21 protein-coding genes are annotated in these 17,152 nt (G+C 37.5%); 12 read left to right on the top strand and 9 right to left on the bottom strand.

Features of this window, described 5'->3' with window-relative positions:
• The first annotated feature begins 46 nt into the window (after positions 1 to 46).
• From MKX47_RS12575 to MKX47_RS12565, 3 genes are all read left to right on the top strand, one after another.
• On the top strand, positions 47 to 394 hold the full coding sequence (locus MKX47_RS12575; protein ID WP_340774663.1) for a DUF2500 domain-containing protein: 348 nt from the start codon (positions 47 to 49) through the stop codon (positions 392 to 394).
• A 298-nt stretch (positions 395 to 692) separates the two neighbouring features.
• Entirely contained in the window at positions 693 to 1,187 is a 495-nt protein-coding gene (locus tag MKX47_RS12570) for an RNA polymerase sigma factor (RefSeq protein ID WP_340774660.1), read from the top strand.
• Positions 1,180 to 2,037, top strand: coding sequence for a hypothetical protein (locus tag MKX47_RS12565; RefSeq protein WP_340774657.1), 858 nt, complete (start codon positions 1,180 to 1,182; stop codon positions 2,035 to 2,037). The genes MKX47_RS12570 and MKX47_RS12565 overlap by 8 nt, the downstream gene beginning before the upstream one ends.
• A 47-nt stretch (positions 2,038 to 2,084) precedes the next feature.
• Here the strand turns inward: MKX47_RS12565 and MKX47_RS12560 are convergent, their stop codons facing one another.
• The gene (locus tag MKX47_RS12560; protein ID WP_340774654.1) at positions 2,085 to 2,819 is read right to left on the bottom strand and encodes a glucose 1-dehydrogenase; all 735 of its coding nucleotides are present in this window, start codon (positions 2,817 to 2,819) and stop codon (positions 2,085 to 2,087) included.
• A 104-nt stretch (positions 2,820 to 2,923) separates the two neighbouring features.
• Positions 2,924 to 3,400, bottom strand: a complete 477-nt coding sequence (locus MKX47_RS12555; protein WP_340774650.1) for a glutathione peroxidase — start codon at positions 3,398 to 3,400, stop codon at positions 2,924 to 2,926.
• A 329-nt stretch (positions 3,401 to 3,729) separates the two neighbouring features.
• Here MKX47_RS12555 and MKX47_RS12550 point away from each other — a divergent pair, with 329 nt between their 5' ends.
• The gene (locus tag MKX47_RS12550) at positions 3,730 to 4,581 is read left to right on the top strand and encodes a DegV family protein (RefSeq protein ID WP_340774648.1); all 852 of its coding nucleotides are present in this window, start codon (positions 3,730 to 3,732) and stop codon (positions 4,579 to 4,581) included.
• A gap of 46 nt (positions 4,582 to 4,627) precedes the next feature.
• Here MKX47_RS12550 and MKX47_RS12545 read toward each other — a convergent pair whose 3' ends face one another.
• The 3 genes from MKX47_RS12545 to MKX47_RS12535 all read right to left on the bottom strand — a co-directional run bounded on the left by MKX47_RS12545 (position 4,628) and on the right by MKX47_RS12535 (position 6,996).
• On the bottom strand, positions 4,628 to 5,839 hold the full coding sequence (locus tag MKX47_RS12545; protein ID WP_340777810.1) for an MFS transporter: 1,212 nt from the start codon (positions 5,837 to 5,839) through the stop codon (positions 4,628 to 4,630).
• Between the two features lie 186 nt (positions 5,840 to 6,025).
• Positions 6,026 to 6,541 (bottom strand): hypothetical protein, encoded by a 516-nt coding sequence (locus MKX47_RS12540; protein ID WP_340774646.1) that lies wholly within the window; start codon positions 6,539 to 6,541, stop codon positions 6,026 to 6,028.
• Positions 6,538 to 6,996 carry a hypothetical protein gene (locus MKX47_RS12535; RefSeq protein ID WP_340774645.1) on the bottom strand — a complete coding sequence of 153 codons (459 nt, stop codon included), beginning with the start codon at positions 6,994 to 6,996 and terminating at the stop codon, positions 6,538 to 6,540. The genes MKX47_RS12540 and MKX47_RS12535 overlap by 4 nt, the downstream gene beginning before the upstream one ends.
• A 162-nt stretch (positions 6,997 to 7,158) precedes the next feature.
• Here MKX47_RS12535 and rpmG point away from each other — a divergent pair, with 162 nt between their 5' ends.
• The 4 genes from rpmG to MKX47_RS12515 all read left to right on the top strand — a co-directional run bounded on the left by rpmG (position 7,159) and on the right by MKX47_RS12515 (position 10,457).
• Entirely contained in the window at positions 7,159 to 7,308 is a 150-nt protein-coding gene (rpmG, locus tag MKX47_RS12530; RefSeq protein WP_008408521.1) for a 50S ribosomal protein L33, read from the top strand.
• A 149-nt stretch (positions 7,309 to 7,457) separates the two neighbouring features.
• The gene (locus MKX47_RS12525) at positions 7,458 to 8,024 is read left to right on the top strand and encodes a 5-formyltetrahydrofolate cyclo-ligase (RefSeq protein ID WP_340774643.1); all 567 of its coding nucleotides are present in this window, start codon (positions 7,458 to 7,460) and stop codon (positions 8,022 to 8,024) included.
• Positions 8,025 to 8,040: 16 nt separating this feature from the next.
• Complete coding sequence (locus MKX47_RS12520; protein WP_340774640.1) at positions 8,041 to 8,244, top strand: YqgQ family protein; 204 nt, start codon at positions 8,041 to 8,043, stop codon at positions 8,242 to 8,244.
• Between the two features lie 320 nt (positions 8,245 to 8,564).
• A complete protein-coding gene (locus MKX47_RS12515; protein ID WP_340774637.1) occupies positions 8,565 to 10,457 on the top strand; it encodes an LTA synthase family protein in 1,893 nt (630 codons plus the stop codon).
• Between the two features lie 92 nt (positions 10,458 to 10,549).
• On the opposite strand, the gene MKX47_RS12510 is transcribed toward MKX47_RS12515, so the two are convergent.
• On the bottom strand, positions 10,550 to 10,729 hold the full coding sequence (locus MKX47_RS12510; protein ID WP_340774636.1) for a DUF2759 domain-containing protein: 180 nt from the start codon (positions 10,727 to 10,729) through the stop codon (positions 10,550 to 10,552).
• Between the two features lie 172 nt (positions 10,730 to 10,901).
• Between MKX47_RS12510 and MKX47_RS12505 the strand changes: the two genes are divergently transcribed.
• Positions 10,902 to 11,546, top strand: coding sequence for an MBL fold metallo-hydrolase (locus tag MKX47_RS12505; RefSeq protein ID WP_340774634.1), 645 nt, complete (start codon positions 10,902 to 10,904; stop codon positions 11,544 to 11,546).
• A 44-nt stretch (positions 11,547 to 11,590) separates the two neighbouring features.
• Here the strand turns inward: MKX47_RS12505 and MKX47_RS12500 are convergent, their stop codons facing one another.
• Complete coding sequence (locus MKX47_RS12500; RefSeq protein WP_340774632.1) at positions 11,591 to 11,833, bottom strand: DUF2626 family protein; 243 nt, start codon at positions 11,831 to 11,833, stop codon at positions 11,591 to 11,593.
• Positions 11,834 to 11,953: 120 nt separating this feature from the next.
• Positions 11,954 to 12,652: a helix-turn-helix transcriptional regulator gene (locus MKX47_RS12495; RefSeq protein ID WP_340774630.1), complete on the bottom strand. Its 699-nt coding sequence runs from the start codon at positions 12,650 to 12,652 to the stop codon at positions 11,954 to 11,956.
• Between the two features lie 328 nt (positions 12,653 to 12,980).
• Here MKX47_RS12495 and comGA point away from each other — a divergent pair, with 328 nt between their 5' ends.
• From comGA to MKX47_RS21445, 3 genes are read left to right on the top strand one after another with little or no spacing between them, the layout of a single operon-like run.
• The gene (comGA, locus tag MKX47_RS12490) at positions 12,981 to 13,985 is read left to right on the top strand and encodes a competence type IV pilus ATPase ComGA (protein ID WP_340777808.1); all 1,005 of its coding nucleotides are present in this window, start codon (positions 12,981 to 12,983) and stop codon (positions 13,983 to 13,985) included.
• Positions 13,966 to 15,042, top strand: a complete 1,077-nt coding sequence (gene comGB, locus MKX47_RS12485; protein ID WP_340774628.1) for a competence type IV pilus assembly protein ComGB — start codon at positions 13,966 to 13,968, stop codon at positions 15,040 to 15,042. The genes comGA and comGB overlap by 20 nt, the downstream gene beginning before the upstream one ends.
• 13 nt (positions 15,043 to 15,055) lie before the next feature.
• Positions 15,056 to 15,130 carry a prepilin-type N-terminal cleavage/methylation domain-containing protein gene (locus MKX47_RS21445; protein ID WP_445683614.1) on the top strand — a complete coding sequence of 25 codons (75 nt, stop codon included), beginning with the start codon at positions 15,056 to 15,058 and terminating at the stop codon, positions 15,128 to 15,130.
• Positions 15,131 to 15,179: 49 nt separating this feature from the next.
• On the opposite strand, the gene MKX47_RS12480 is transcribed toward MKX47_RS21445, so the two are convergent.
• Positions 15,180 to 17,078 (bottom strand): recombinase family protein, encoded by a 1,899-nt coding sequence (locus MKX47_RS12480; protein ID WP_340774625.1) that lies wholly within the window; start codon positions 17,076 to 17,078, stop codon positions 15,180 to 15,182.
• Positions 17,079 to 17,152 lie beyond the last annotated feature (74 nt).

The raw sequence follows: 17,152 nt of genomic DNA, 5'->3' as shown, positions 1-17,152 counted from the left end.
CCTTCTATTATATGAACGTATAGAAAGAGAGAAAGGACGTGTTCATATGTTTTCTGGTGATATGATGTTTATGATTGGCCCAATCTTTATAGGGATTGTATTTGTTATTGTCATTGGTATGTTTATTTTCGGCATCGGATCCAGTATAAAACAAGGAATTAAAAATAATAATTCTCCTTTACTTACAGTGCCAGCAGAGGTTGTCTCAAAGCGAATCCATGTTCAAGGTGACAATTCACGTACGACCTATTATATAACGTTTGAAGTACAAAGCGGGGATCGAATGGAATTCAGCATTGCAGGTAAGGAGTATGGGCAATTAGTTGAGCAAGATCTTGGTTTATTATCCTTTCAGGGCACGCGCTATATTTCTTTTGAACGCCAGAAAGCATAAAAATTGTTCAAGTGAAATGTATTAATAGGTTTATGTAAAAGGAATGCGTGTTGCAGAATACACGCATTCCTTTTGTTATCTTCCTAGCAAAAAAAGAAAGTCAGGATTTATTTCGGAAGCTAGGGACTATGTGGAGGAGATATATTTGCGATTTTTTGAGTTTATTTGCGAAATTTAGATTATATTTGCGACTTTCACGTTTTATTTGCGATTCCCCAAAATTCTCCATTTATTTTTTTTAAAAAATGCGTCCATTTTGAAAGTTGCTCCGTCTATTGTAGTGAAAGGAGGTAGCACTGTGGATATCGAACAAATTATTGATACATATAGCGATTATTTATATCGCATGGCTTTTATTTATACGAAGGACCGCCTAGCAGCAGAGGAAGTTGTGCAGGATGTGTTTATGAAATATTATCAAACCTCTACGCAATTTAAAGGGGAAGCATCATTAAAAACCTATTTAGTGAAAATGACCATTAACCGAAGCTATGATTATTTGCGCAGCTGGAAAAATAAAAAACATACGTTGCTCGAATTTTTTCAAGCAACCACAAAGGATACGGAGCAACTTTATATCGAACAGGAGCTCCAAGCTGAAATTACGGCAGCTGTTTTGACATTGCCGGTAAAGGATCGTGAAGTGCTTTTGCTCTATTATTATGAAGAAATGACGGTATTTGAAATTGCAGAACTATTAGAGCTCGCGGTTTCTACGGTGAAATCGCGATTGCAACGTGCACGCGTCAAATTAAAGCCAAAGTTAAAGTGGGAGGGGATACGTGATGAATAACGAGCAGTGGAAGCAGGAGCTACAAGAATTAAAGCTATCAGCACAGCAAAAGCAACGGATAAAGCAAAATGTTCAAGCGCAAAGTTTTAAAAAGGAAGGCAAGCCATTTCCATGGAGCTGGCTCGTTGCCCCGGCATTTGTTGGGCTACTCGGATTTTGTATGCTGCTATTTTTCACAGATGCCCCAGTGAATCCGTTACAGCAGCAAGCAAGTCAGCCTCCGAATGTCGAGCAGAAAAATAATTTGACACTCGAAACAGCTTTAAGCTATGTAATCGGAGTATTAACCATATTAAACGCCTTCGTGGCAATGTTGACAATCGTTCGAACAAAGCGTTGGCAGGGCGCTCGTATTAATAAAATCCGTCAAAATATAATCAAAACACGCCATATACTAGTATTTTTTGCGTTTTCATATCTCTTCTCAGTAGTGAGGACATTTTATGAACTTCAAGTATCTTTACAAATAAAAGGCATGCTGATTTATGTTTGCTTGCTAAGTCTTGTATTATTACTCATTTTATATAGTGCACGCAATCAAGGTGAGCAAGTATGCTGCCCACATTGCCAGCACGCATATACTAAAAAGGAAAAACGCAGGTTGATGATGCGCTTCACCATTCAAATGCAATGTCAAGTATGTGCTGGTAAGCTTTTTTATGCTAAAAAAACACGTCAAGTATCAGGACTGGTATCATTTATTTTCACCGCATTCCTCTTACTACCATCCAATTTTGGTGTTCCCTTATGGCTAACAATTGGAGGCGCTGTTATGATGTATGGCATCGGACTCGGTTATTTATTTCCATTATTTATAGAGCTAGAAGGTGAAGAAAAGCCATTATTTTAAAAAAAGCAGCCTGAGGTAAGTGACCTCGGCTGCTTTGATTTTTATAATTATTGAGCTGTTAAACCGCCATCGATAACGAATTCAGAACCAGTTGAGTAGCTTGAATCATCTGACGCTAAGAATAATACCATTTTCGATACTTCTGCAGGTTGTGCAACACGTTTTAATGGAATATGTTTTGAGAATGCTTCTACGGCTGCTTTTGTATCTTCTTGTACAACCATTGGCGTTGCGATAACACCTGGGTGAACTGAGTTTACACGAATACCCATTGGTGCTAAGTTGATTGCAGCCGCTTTTGTCATACCACGAACGGCAAATTTTGTATCTGTGTAACCGATTGCACCAGCAACTAAGCCGTTCATTGAAGAAATGTTAACGATTGAACCGCCGCCTGCTTTTTGCATTGAGCTTGCTACTGTTTTCATACCGATAAATACAGATAGTTGGTTAATGTCTACGATGCGTTTGTATTCTTCTACAGTTACATCTAACATGTTTTTAGCCATTGTAATACCAGCATTGTTTACTAATACGTTAACTGGACCGAATTTTTCTTCAGCAGTTGCTAATACTGTTGCCCAATCTTCTTCGCTTGTTACGTTTTGTTTTACGAATACAGCATTTTCACCTAATTCAGCTGCTAATGCTTGTCCTTTTTCTTCGTTTAAATCGGTTAAAACTACTTTTGCACCTTCTGAAATGAAAAGACGTGCGTGTTCTGCACCCATACCTTGAGCTGAACCTGTAATAATTGCTACTTTATTTTCTAAACGACCCATAATATAACACTCCTAATGTTGAATTTAATATATGTCTTGCGTACATATTACTGATAGTATACGCGTAAACTACTTTTTCGTCATCTAAAAAGCTCTGGCAACATTTATTTCTTTAAAAGCTTTGTAATTTCTTGTTCTGCTTTGAGTGGATTATCCTGTGGGGCATAGCGTTTTACAACTTTGCCATCACGATCAACGAGAAATTTTGTGAAGTTCCATTTTACTGCTTGTCCAAGAAAACCTTTCGTTTCGGCAGTTAAATATTGAAACAATGGGTGTGCCTCTGCACCATTTACTTTAATCAATTCATGCATCGGGAAGGTTACGCCATAATCGAGGCGACAAAAATTAGCCGCTTCTTCACCAGTTTCGAGTTCCTGCTTAAATTGATCGGAAGGGAAACCCAAAACAACGAAGCCATCCTCTTTATATTTTGCATAAAGAGCTTCTAGTTGTGTAAATTGCTTGGTAAACCCACATTTACTTGCCGTATTAACAATTAACAGTACTTGACCTTGATACACATCTAATTGATAGGATTCTCCTTTTTCATTGTTAACAGGAATATCGTAAATATTCATAAAAAAATCTCCTTTGCGAAGAAAATTTAGTGTGGAATTTTTTATGCAATTTTATCGTACAAGAAAAATTATTGTCTGTAAAATAATTATCCTCTATTAAGCTAAGAAAAACCTAGGAAAAGCGTGTCGAAATATTGTCTGGAATATAATTTTTTTCTGACAATATGACATATGTCACTATGTCCCTCATGTGAATCCGCTTACATTGTTTGAAGGTTAGAAAAAGGTGTTTTTTCGTGATGAGACGTCAAGACAATCTTTTCTTTTGTGGAGCTGCTTTGAATGTATGTAAGGCTCATATCCACTAAAAAAATTTGAGGGGCTTTAAAATGACTAAAAAGATTGCATGGGTTACAGATACGGCAGCGTTGTTATCGCCGGACTTTATTAAAAAACATAATATTCACGTATTACCTTTAAATATTGTTTTTGAAGAGGGCGCATTACGTGAAACAATTGATATGACACATGATGAATTTTATGAAAAATTACGCAATGCCAATATACATCCGAAAACGTCACAACCAGCTTTTGGGGAGCATGTAGCATTATATGAGCAGTTAAAACAACAAGGCTATGATTGTGCAATTGCGATTCATACGTCTGAGCGTTTATCGGGTACTGTCGCAAGCTCGCCAATGGCTGCCGAGCAAGCTGGTTTTAAAAACTATCCAATCGATTCATTAATCGGTTCGTACCCAATGCAGGCGATGCTTGAAAAAGGGATGAAATTAGAAAAACAAGGGCTAGAGCCAGAGCAAATTGTTGAGCAAATTTTAGCGATGCGCGAAAAGGCCGAGCTAGCATTTATTCCAGAAAGCTTAGAGCAACTTCACAAAAGTGGTCGTGTTTCTGGAACAGCAATGTTTTTAAGTAATCTATTAAATATTAAATTAGTAATAGAGTACAATAAAGAAGGTGGCGTAGAGGTCGTCCAAAAGGTACGTGCTGATAAGCGTGCCAAAAAAGCAGTCATTGAAAAATTACAGCGTGCTATGGCAAAGTCAACCGTGAACGAGGTAGCCATTATTAACTGTAATAATGAACAAGGCGCGATGGAGTGGAAAAAAGAGCTACAACAATTATTCCCATCCATTACATTTACCCCAACACCACTGTCGGCATGTGTCGGCGTGCATGCTGGTGAGGGAACACTTGGATTAACTTGGGTTCGTGAATAAAAAGAAGCGGTACTTAAAGTCGAGAAGACTTTAAGTACTGTTTTTTTTATAGAGTTATTTCAGAATGAACTTTTTTGCTTGAAGTGATGATTTGAATTACGGCAGTTAAAACGAGTGTAAGAACAAGAGCGCTTGTTATAAATAATATGACACCTGTCCAGCTAAACGTTGACCAAAACACACCACCAGCCGTTCCCCCGATGCTTGATCCGATGTAATAAGCAAATAAGTATAGGGAAGATGCCTGAGCCTTATCTTTTTTTGCGGTAGCTGATACCCATGCACTCGCGGTTGAGTGAGAGCCAAAAAAGCCGAAAGTAAAAATAACAAGTCCGATAATGTTGATCCATAAACTATGGGGCATTGTGAGCAAAGCACCGCTTAACATAATAACTACCCCGCTATATAAAACATTCTGACGACCAAAACGATCCGATAAAGTCCCAAACCATGCGGAACTCCATGAACCAACTAAATAAACAACAAAAATCCAGCCGACGATTACCGTGCTTAAATTGTACGGAGGCTCAACTAGCTTGAAGCCTATATAGTTGAACATCGTGACAAAGCTCCCCATCAGCGTAAAGCCAATTCCAAATAAACAGAGGAGCTTGCCGTTTTTTATATGGTGTAATAATGATTTCGTTAAAGTTAAAAATTGTAATGGTTGAGCTGTAAAATGCTTTGATTGTGGCAATGCCCAAACGAAATACGCACAAATGATTAAGCTGAGCATGCCGAGCACAAGCATACCGATATGCCAATCAAAATAATGTGTCATCGTGCCCATGATGACGCGCCCTGATAGCCCACCAATTGCGTTTCCACTAATGTATAGTCCCATTGCAGCCCCAAGACTTGCAGGCTCCATTTCTTCCCCTAAATAGGCCATAGCAATGGCGGGTACTCCTGCAAAAACAAATCCCTGTACAAGACGTAATAAAAGAAGCATTTCAAAATTAGGAGAAAATGCAAGTACGATTGTTAGAAGGGATGCAACAAAAATGGAAACGGTCATTAATTTTTTTCGTCCCCAAGCTTCTGACAATGACCCGAATAAGAGTAAACTAAATGCGAGCATACTAGTCGTTACCGATAATGATAAACTGGCGACTGCCGGTGAAATCCCGTAATCTTTTGTGAATTGAGGCATGAGCGGCTGTGTACTATATAGATTAGCAAATGTTATAAATCCAGCCGCAAACAATGCCAAATTCGTAAATGTAAACTCTTTTGTTCCTTTTTTTATGTATTCCACAAATATCCCTTCAATCGATAAAAATATGACAAATTTTTGTACAATAATTACCATTTAGTATAGTCGACCTATTCTCAGAAAGATAATGCATTATTTTTATGTACATAATAAAAATAGGTTATAAGTGAAGCAACGTGTTTTGAAACGAAAAAAGGTGATAGAATGTGAAAATTCTACCACCTGATTTTATTCTAGCTTTTTGCCAGTTAGTGTTTTGGCGATTTCTTCAATCGTCATATCAGAGCGCAAATCAAATGCCCCTTTTTGGATCGAACGTGAATATTCGGGCTTTGCTAAGAAAAGTTCCAATTCACGACCATTTTTGACAATGCCTAAATCCTCTGCTTGCTGGCCAATGGTATAGATTGAAACATCTTCATATATGTAGATTGTTGCTTCCGTAATATTTTCTGTTGAAGCCTCTGAGGATGCTACTTTATCTTTACTTGTTTTTTCGTCCGTATTTGGTGACTGATTGGTAGTATTTTCTTCCTTTTGTTGTTTGGCTTCGCTCGTTTCGGTTGTCTCTTGCGCGGCCAGTTGCTTATTTAATTTTTCGATTTGCTGCTCAAATTGCTTTACCTGTTTTTCAAGCACTTTTGTATCCTTCGCTTGTTGATCAGGGAATAATTGCTCATAGCTAGCAAAGACAGCCCCTGTTAAAAACACGCCGATACCGAATGCACGCATAGACTTTTTCATTGGATGCCTCCGTTTGCAATAATCGCCTGAATTTGAGCATGTGAAAGGGTAGAGCGCTTACTAATTTCGTCGATTGATAGGCCCTGTCCATTGAGCGCTAACACCTGGCTTACTAATATGCCGTTAATCGGTTTATTGCTCGCTTTAGGTGCATTTTGTGATGGAGCACCATAGCTTTGTGACGCCTTAACTTGCGCGGCTATCTGTTGAAATGACTGCATGGCCTCTTGCTGCTTTTTTTGATTGCCGTTTGGTGATTTTACTTGGAAGTTTGGCTCAACAAGCAATTCCTCTTCTAATGTTTTAATACGGCGCTTTAAAGAATTTGTTTCTTGATAAATATTAATGGATAAATCATCTAATTCCTTTTCAATTTTAGATGACTTATCTTTCATAAATAAGGATAAGATGATGATAACGATACCGACAATCATTAAAATCGATGAAATTTCCATTATGTATACCCCCTGCAAAGCTATTCTAAAATTTATTTTACCATATCAAAAGTTAATAATAAATCATGCTAGATTTTTTTGGAGAGTATGTTATAATGGGTAAGTCGTATAAATCATGCTCAAATAAATTTATATTCTTAATTTAGAGTGGGAGGGTTAATAATGCGCGTAAACATTACTTTAGCTTGCACAGACTGCGGCGAACGTAACTACATTTCTAAAAAGAACAAGCGTAACAATCCAGAGCGTCTTGAACTTAAAAAATATTGCTCTCGCGAGAAGAAGTACACTCTTCACCGTGAAACAAAGTAATAATCGCTCAATTAGCCAAAGCCACTTGTTGGTTTTGGCTTTTTATATGCATTTTTGTTAAATGTTATTATGATTCTTTACGTGATGGTGAAGAATGATACTAGCTTTTAAATGAATTCTGTTGTTCTTACTTGAAATGGGGGATTAGCATGGATAAAAAACAGCTTCGAAATTCCGTTTTGCAGCAACTAAATAATATGCCCTATCAGCAGTATCGGGAGCGCTCCTATGCGATTGCACAAAATTTATTGCAACAGTCGGCCATTATTCAGGCGACGACAATCGGTATTACTTTATCTAACAAACCAGAAGTGGATACAAGTTTTATAATTGAGCAATTGTGGAAAATGAATAAAAAAGTCGCTGTCCCAAAATGCAATGCATCCGATCGTACTATGCAATTTTACGAAATCGATACGTTTGCTCAAACAGAACGGGCTTATCAAAATATTTTAGAACCGATTCCAGCCCTTTGTGAGCCGGTGGAAAAGCAACAGATGGATGTCATCATTGTACCGGGTGTCGTTTTTGATAAAAGGGGCTATCGTATTGGATTTGGTGGGGGCTATTACGACCGCTATTTACAGCATTATACAGGGATGAAAATCGCCCTGGCATTTGAAGAACAAGTAATAAACGAAGTACCGCGAGAATCACATGATTTGCCGGTACATATAATAGTAGGAGAGCACAATTGTATGAATTGTGGGCAATGATTTGGAGGACAGACGGATGCAATCAATGTTAGATATTATTCACTTATTAAAGCAATATGGCATATACATTTATACGAAGGATCGAATTGGTGACTTACACTTAATGGAAGATGAAGTGAAGGAGCTGTATCGATCGAAATTTATTGATACAAAAGATTTTCAAATGGCGTTATTAATCTTACGACAAGAAGAGCAAAGACTGAAAATGGAAAAACACTAACGACGAAATGCTGCATTTTTGAAGAGTTCTATCTTACTTTGTTATTTGTTAGGCAAGGAATAAAAGTGTTTGAAGCAAATATTCCTTAAAACAGCGGTGAAATTCGCTGTTTTACTATTTTGTGAAACCTCTTTTTCTTTCAAACGTACTAACTATTAATGTGTGTAACAGAATAACTTATCTGAAAGTGTTTTTTTGTTGTGGTGTGAATTTATGTTGCACACCGTTACAAAAAGGATTAAGATAAACTTTGTTTTCATTAGCATGTTATTTTATTAATATATAAATTAGAGTACTACTGGAGAAAGGATGTATAGGATATGAAAAGTCTTAAGTGGCCTAAACATTCGATATTAGCGATTGCTGTAATAGCAACTTGGATTAAGACGGTTATTGTCTACGTAACTAGCTTTGATATGGATGTAGAAAATGCGATGCAAATGTTAATTTTAATCATTAACCCGCTAAGCTTCTTGTTATTTTTCTACGGTCTATCATTATTCTTTAAATCTCCAAAAGCTCAAAATCGTTATATCGTAGGCGGCAGTATTTTACTTGCGTTAATTCTCTATGGGAATGTAGCATTTTACCGATTCTATAATGACTTTGTTACATTGCCTGTATTGTTCCAAACAAGTAACTTTGGGGAATTAGGGACATCTGCTGCGGCTATTATTAACTGGATCGATATTTTATACTTTGTCGATGTATTCATCATTTTCATCGCATTGAAATATTTACCGAAAGTTCAAAACGTTACGCCAGTGCGCAAAGATGCTCGTAAAGCTTACTTTGTATTGGCGACAGCTGTCTTATTTTTAAACTTAGGGTTAGCTGAAACGGAGCGTCCACAATTATTAACACGTGCATTTGACCGTGAATTATTAGTGAAAAATATCGGGACATACAACTATCATCTTTATGATATTTATGTGCAATCAAAATCATCTGCGCAACGTGCGTTAGCAGACGGCAGTGAATTAGTCGAAGTAAGCAACTATGTTCGTGCCAATCAAGCAGAACCAAACGTCCAAATGTTTGGTAAGTATGAAGGGCGTAACGTCATTGCGGTGTCATTAGAATCATTACAGACGTTTGTAATTAACAATGAAATGAATGGCGAAGTGATTACACCATTTTTAAACTCATTAACACAGGATAAAGACACGTATTATTTTAATAATTTCTACCACCAAACAGGCTTAGGGAAAACATCGGATTCAGAGTTTATTTTTGAAAACTCATTATTCGGATTAGGTCGTGGTGCGGTATTCTTCACACATGGTGAAAATACGTACAACTCATTTGCAGAAAGATTAGGCGAAAATGATTACTACACAAATGTCATGCATGCCAACAACAAATCATTCTGGAATCGTGACATGATTTACAATTCATTCAATTTAGATAACTTTTATGATATTGAATCCTATAATGTGAATGATGAGAACTCAGTGAACTGGGGATTAAAGGATATCCCATTCTTTGAGCAATCAACAGCATTGATGAAGGAAATGCCACAGCCGTTTTATAGCCGTTTAATTACATTAACGAATCACTATCCATTCTATTTAGATCCGGAAGACGTGATGATTAATGAATTCAATTCAAATTCAGGTACATTAAATCGTTATTTCCAAACGGTTCGTTATTTAGATGAATCTGTAAAGGTGTTTTTCGAGGATTTAAAAGAACAAGGGTTATATGAAAACTCCATTATTGTCATGTATGGTGACCACTATGGGATTTCTGAAAACCATAATAAAGCAATGGCGCAATATTTAGGGAAAGAGGAAATTACGCCTTATGACAGTGCGTTATTACAATCGGTACCGCTCTTCATCCATATTCCAGGCTCAAATGATGGACAAGTGATGGAAGCCGTTTCAGGGCAATTAGATCTACGTCCAACATTATTGCATTTATTAGGGATTGACACATCTAAGGACATGCAGTTAGGGGCAGACTTATTCTCTGAGGAGCATGAGGACTTTGTAATATTCCGTGACGGTCGATTTATTACGGATAAGGTAGTTTATGCTGGGGAAGTATGCTATGACCGTGAAACAGGCGTAGAGGTCGACATCGCGGGCTGTCAGCCATATATTGAGCGAGCAACAAAAGAGTTAGGCTATTCGGATCAAATTATTAACGGCGATTTACTACGCTTCTATGATGTTGAAACGGGGAATCTAACAGTAGAGGAAAAATAATTAACAGCGTCTCCAATTAGGGGGCGCTTTTTTCTTTGGATGATAAAGAACAAAAAAAATACCCGCAACAAATGTGCGGGTATTTTTTGCAATTAGTGACTAACTGGTGGATAACCTTGATTGAGAATCGTCATAATAACGAACCAACCGAAAACACCTGCAGCAGCGGCGTTAAATAACACAGCTAAGAGGTTTTTTTCTTTGATTGATTGGAATATGCCAACTACGCCAAAAATTGCAATTAAGCCAAAAATAACCATTAATAAGTTCATGAAAATTGACACTCCTTTCGACATTAGTTTCCAAATAATGTCGCAACAATATTCCTCTTTTATTGTAAATGTTTCCTAATCGTTTGTCGAGGACTAAAAATGACGTTTATATGAACACTTAAGTCATGGTACACTAGAAACGATCGTTATAACACAATTTGAGGTGAAAGAAATGCTGAATATCCGTACTTACCCACTCGGACCAATCCAAACAAATTGCTATATTGTCAGTAATAAGAATAAAGATTGTTTAATTTTTGATCCAGGTGAAGAAGGAACACGTATTGTAAAAGAGCTACGAAATAATGGACTAAAGCCGCTCGCGATTTTATTAACGCACACACATTTTGATCATATTGGGGCAGTTGAGGCGTTACGAGAAGTATTTGAGCTCCCGTTATATGTACATGAAAAGGAAGTGGACTGGTTAGCAGATCCTCTCAAAAACGGCTCTGGAAAATATGCTGAGTTGCCAAACTACATTGTAAAAGCACCGGACGAAGCGCATATTCTTCGTGCAGAAGGGGAATTAACGATTGGTGATTTCACCTTTGATGTCGTACATACACCAGGACATTCTCCAGGCAGTGTGTCGTTTATCTTTAAAGAAGATGGCTTTGCAATTGTAGGGGATACATTGTTTGAACGAAGTATAGGTCGTACAGACTTGATTGGGGGATCGACGCAAGTATTGCTGAAGTCGATTCATGATAAACTGCTCACATTGCCTGAGGATACAATTATTTATCCGGGTCATGGAGGCTATACAACACCAGCTGCTGAAATGGATCAAAATCCGTTTTTAAATGGCTTCTAAAAAATAAAAAAACGACTGCGTACTAGAAGCAGTCGTTTTTTTAATTAGTGTCCTCCACCAGGAGTGTGCATGAACGTTGTAAAATACGTGAATCCTGCGAAGAAAACAGTTAAGTAAGCTCCGAAAATGTATAGATACATGCGTTCTGACAGATTTAAGAAGCCTAATAATAAAAATAATCCTGTATTACCTACGAATAATAGCGAAACCTCGTTCATACCACCAAGGTAGAACATAACGGCGAAAACAGCTGTCCAGAATGCCATAACTTTATACATATTGCTCATTTAGATTTTCCCTCCTTTTACGTAAAATAGACTAATCTCTCATCTATTATAAGGCAATGCTCCAAACAATGTAAACTAGAACTTATGGGAGAGTTGTGACAATCGCGTGTTATTTTTCCATCAACTGCGTATCGTAATTTTATATTTGCAAAAGTCACAATGATGCAGCATACTTTCGAAATGTGCGAATTCGCTGTCACCAAATAATATTTCAACTTGTCCGCGTAAAAATGATTCGTGTAGCTGACATGTGATTTCGCCATTTTCCTTCATTTGCTCATGAAAAGGGCAATTATAAATGGAAAATAATAAACTCTTGGAATGTGCTTCATGAATGACTTCTGGAATATAGCCAATTTGTTGAGCACTTTTTGTTAAAATGGCTAATTTTTCATCAAATGATAATGGCAAAGTGTCCTTTTGGGTATGGATAAGTTGTTGCATCATTTGACGCCCATCCTCATAGCTAATTTTTTTTGCTTGTTGTAGTGCCTCCTCGCCAAGTTGATCGATTAATTGAATGCACCACTTCAAAATCGTCGAATTGTCGCGATATGGAAAGCTAAGTTGAATCCCTTCTTGTTTGATTCGGTAAACTCGACCGGGGCGTCCACCTTTCCCCGTCTTAAGAAATTCAGCTGAGATTGCCCCGATTTCTGCAAGCTTCGTTAAGTGTAGGCGCGCTACATTCGAATGGATTTGGAATTCATCGGCAATTTCCTGAACCGTAAAAAGTTTTTTATGCTGTAACATGTATTCGTAAATTGAAAAACGTGTTTCATCGGCTAAAGTACTAGTTATTTTTATTGGATGTAGCATTTTCTATCCTCCAATCATTGGTATTTATAATGGTTCATTATTTCTATTTTACATGAAATAATGGCCAAAATGTCAATTTCGCCTAAATATCCCATATAAAAAGAAATTTTTAACAAAGCTATTCCTATTTTCCCGAGCATCTTATATACTTTCGATAAAGTAAAAGCATGGCTTAGAGGCTCATTTTCTGGCATGCATTTACTTTCATGAATCGGGCCTTAAAGGACAGCTGATTGCCCATTTAGCTGTCTTGTGAATTTGCCTGTTGATGATGGGCGTCTTACTGTCCCGTTTTGAGGGATAAACTAGATGGAGGGAGTGAAGTAAAATCGAACAAGAAGCAATTATTGAACAAAAGTGCATTGAGCTCATTCAGCAAGCCATTGATTTTCAAGCCTCAGACATACATTTACTGCCCAAAGAAGACCATTATCAAATTATGTTTCGCAAATATGGTCACTTTCAAAAAATACGAGAAAGTCCAAGCGAGCTTTCCATCCGTATGATTTCTTATTTTAAATTTTTATCTGCACTCGATATTAGTGAAAAGCGCAAACCTCAAAGTGGCGCCTTTCAAAAACAATTCCATGATTTTCATTACTCCTTTAGAATCTCATCCTTGCCATCCGCCTACTTAAAAGAAAGCCTCGCCATTCGAATTTTAAAGCAGAACCATGCCATCCCCTTACAGGATTTATGCCATTTTCAAGAAAGCGCACAGCTGCTAGAGCGTTTTGTACAGCAGGACAGTGGTCTGATCCTAATAAGTGGTGCGACAGGCAGTGGTAAAACAACGACATTATATTCCTTGCTACATTATTGCGCGAATCAGCTAAATCGCCATGTCATCACGATTGAGGACCCGGTTGAAAGTGTCCAACCGGAGCTACTTCAAATTCAAGTGAATGAAAGGGCAGGTGTCACGTATGCGGCCTCATTAAAAGCGGTGTTACGTCATTCGCCACAAGTATTGATGATTGGTGAAATACGCGATAAGGAAACGGCGAAGATTGCGATTGAATCCGCCTTTACGGGTCATTTAGTCATCTCAACAATTCACGCGAAGGATAGCATTAATTGCTTATATCGCTTACATGATTTATCTGTTTCTTATGAGGAAATGCGTCAAATGATGCGCGCGGTTATTTGTCAAACATTAGTGGAGCAGGGTGGGGAATATAAGGCGTTATTCGAGTTGCTGCATGGTCAGGACTTGGACGATGTGTTTGAAGCCATCCGAAATAATGCGGCTTATCAATTATCCACAGAGGCTACACTTCTAGGGCAAAAGAATAAATTGTCAGGAGGGCGCTATGAATATACCTCTAGCTAAAGAATCGATTTGGAAGCGTGAACTATTCACGAGACCGATTATAAAGGCACATGAATTTCCAACATTATTAGAACGCACGGCAACATTATTAAACGAGGGCTACACCTTTGCGCATAGTATTGAAATGTTACTGCCATACCACATCAAACATTATGAGCCCGTTCAACAGCAAGTAAAGGCAATCTTGACGAGTGGTGGGAGTGTGACGCAAGTATTCACATTTCTGGGCCTTAATAAGCAATATTTGATTTCGATCGAGCTAGCTGAAGTTTCGGGTCAATTAAATGAAACGATTCACATTGTGGCCAAGCAGCTCACCTTTCAACAGCAAGCAAAGGCCAAGCTCTTGAAAGTTTTAACTTATCCTTTAATATTGTTTGGATTTTTGGTGCTGCTATTTCTAGCATTTCGTACGTATTTCTTACCGAATATGTCCTCAGTCATTTCCTCTAGAGCTACTGAAACCGCAACAACAAGCATCGAGTGGTCTACATTTTTCTTACACATCCCTGATTTCATTGTGATTTTTAGTATGGTCATAATCTTTTCCTTGCTCGGTTTTGCTCTTTATGTAAAAAAGAAGCGTGTGGATTTACAACTAAATTTATTATTTCGAATCCCTTTTCTTAGTTTATTTTGGCGATTGGTTTTAACGCGGCAGTTTTCGAGAAATCTTGGAAACTTATTGTTGGCGGGCCTGTCTTTGCAACAGGCATTCGAGCAATTAAAATCACAGCAGCACCAAGAGCAGATTGCCTATATTGCGCACATCTTACAGCAGCGGCTTATATTTGGTGATACTTTAGCCAATGCAGTCCAAATCGTGGGTTATTTTTATCCGAAATTCGAGCATTTTATTGCACATGGTGAAGCTAGTGGCTTGTTGGGGAGGGAGCTTGTTTTATATTGTGATTTGCTAGACGAAAAATTAGAAAGCATTATTGCCAAATCATTAGCCATCATTCAGCCTTTGTTATTTTTAATCATTGCTGTATGTGTAATCGCTGCCTATTTAAGCATTTTATTACCAATGTATGATGTAATTGAATTTATTTGACGAGGTGAAAATCATGAAAAACGAAAATGGATTTACTTTAGTAGAGATGTTGGTGGTACTTTTTATCATATCCGTTGAGAATATATAAATTTAAAACATTTATCATATCAATGAGTGTTAGGGCGCATGATACGCCCTTAACCCTTGCGTTGTCTACCTTCGCGCAAATTGTTCTCTTTAATATATTTTAGAATTGTTCCTTGAGAACTACCTAATTCCTTCGCAATATCTAAGCTCGTTATGTTTGGATTCTTTGAAATCAGCCTTTTAATACCTTTTACAATTTCGGCTTTTCTTTCAGGGCTGCCTTTACCTAATTTCATATTTCGATATGTTCCAAAGCGTTCTTCATCTAACCGTAATGTCTGTGCATTTAATCCAGTAAGACGTTTTAACTCCATAAAGCTAATTGGGGTAGGCTGGGCATCCAAAATCGCTTGTGTGGAATTGTAGCGTTCTTTTTGCTGTTGTAATAAACGTTCTTCATATTCCTGATTCGTTTCATCGATGGCAACCGTTAAATCGATAGGAAAATTATTAAACGTAGTGAATTTAAAAGTAATCGTATTATCTGCAGGTGAAAGAAGCGCGTTTTCAAATAACGCTGCAATCAAATCTTCTTTATCTTTCTCGCTGTATTCGGTATCGATTCGATGGATAGTCGAAAGGTGCTCTTCTACTACAGCTAAATTTTCAATTAGAGCATCATAGCTATATTTTTCTGCCTTCATCAATTCGATTTTTGTATTTATCTCATCATAATTAACTTTTAAACTTTTGTTTTCAGTTTCTATCGAATTTACTTTTTCTTCGTATTTATCTTTCGTTAACTTAGTATCTAAATATAAATCCAGCAACTTGTCGATTTTACCGTTATTATCACTTATCATTTTTTGCAAATTTAATATTTTTTGCTCGAGCAGAGCGATTTGTGATTCGTCTTTAAATTCAATATCAAGATAATTTTTCGCTGTGTCCTCACTTAATAAAATATTTTTAACAGCTAATACAAGCGGACGCGTAATACGTACAGCATTATACTTTTGGTCTAATGGACATGGAGTTGCTAGTCCGAAATTATGTGCTAAATACCATCGATAGCCACCGTACTGGGATTTCTCACCTTGTTGTAATGCTATTTTGCGTCCACACTCAGCGCATGTGATGTGCAGTCTCGCCAATGGGTGATGGTTTTTGCGAGTTGTGGGAAATGGTTTTGTATTGGTTTCAATCAAGTATTTTATACGTTCAAACGTTTCTACTGTTCGCAACTGCGGATATTTTTCTTTATTAACAATTGTTTCGCCATTTGAGAAAGTCACACTGTAATCACCGCAATAAGCAGGATTACGCAACCTTTGATAAACCGTATTAGCATGCCATTTGGCGCCACCAGGTGTGCGTGAAATTTTATTTAACTCTGTTGCAATGCTGGATGTCCCGAAACCTTGTAAAAATAAATCGTCAATGAATGGTATAACCCACGCAAATTGCTCATTTATCGATAACTCTTTCGTTTGCTTATTGTAAAGATATTCATAGGGGATACGTCCATAGATTCCACCTTCACGTACATATTGACGTAAACCACGCATATATCGCCGTCTGATTTTTCTTCGTTCACGCTTCGCAAGAATATTTTTCAAATCCGATAGAAATTCATCATCTTCATTTTCTAAGTTAATGATTGTTCCAGGTTCGGCAATTTTAACCTTATTTTCGCGAAGTGCATCTTTTAGAATTTCCCAGTCTATTGTGTCCAAGCGAGATAGGCGGTCTTGGTCAGCTACAAGTACAATATCCACAAGTCCATCGTCTACACAATCCAGTAAAGCGTTGAGCCCTTTTTTATCAAATTTAGCTCCACTATCTACATCTTTAAATATCTTTACTATTGTCCATTTTTGCGATTTTGCATAAAGTGTCAATTCGTGTTCTTGTGCAGCTAAACTGTATTTGTCTTCTTGGCCTTTAGTGGATACGCGAATGTAAATCGCTACACACAATACGTTTCTTGCTTTGATTTCCTGAGCCATTTGTATTCTCCTTTCATTTTAGTAGTAAAAAAGAGCGGCAAATGGGCCAGCTCTTTTTCGTGTTTGATTGATTA

The sequence above is a fragment of the Solibacillus sp. FSL R7-0668 genome, assembly GCF_038006205.1.
In the GTDB taxonomy this organism is placed as follows: Bacteria; Bacillota; Bacilli; order Bacillales_A; family Planococcaceae; genus Solibacillus.
The sequence above is the reverse complement of the archived record's forward strand: the minus strand, read 5'-3'. Positions and strand labels throughout refer to the sequence as shown.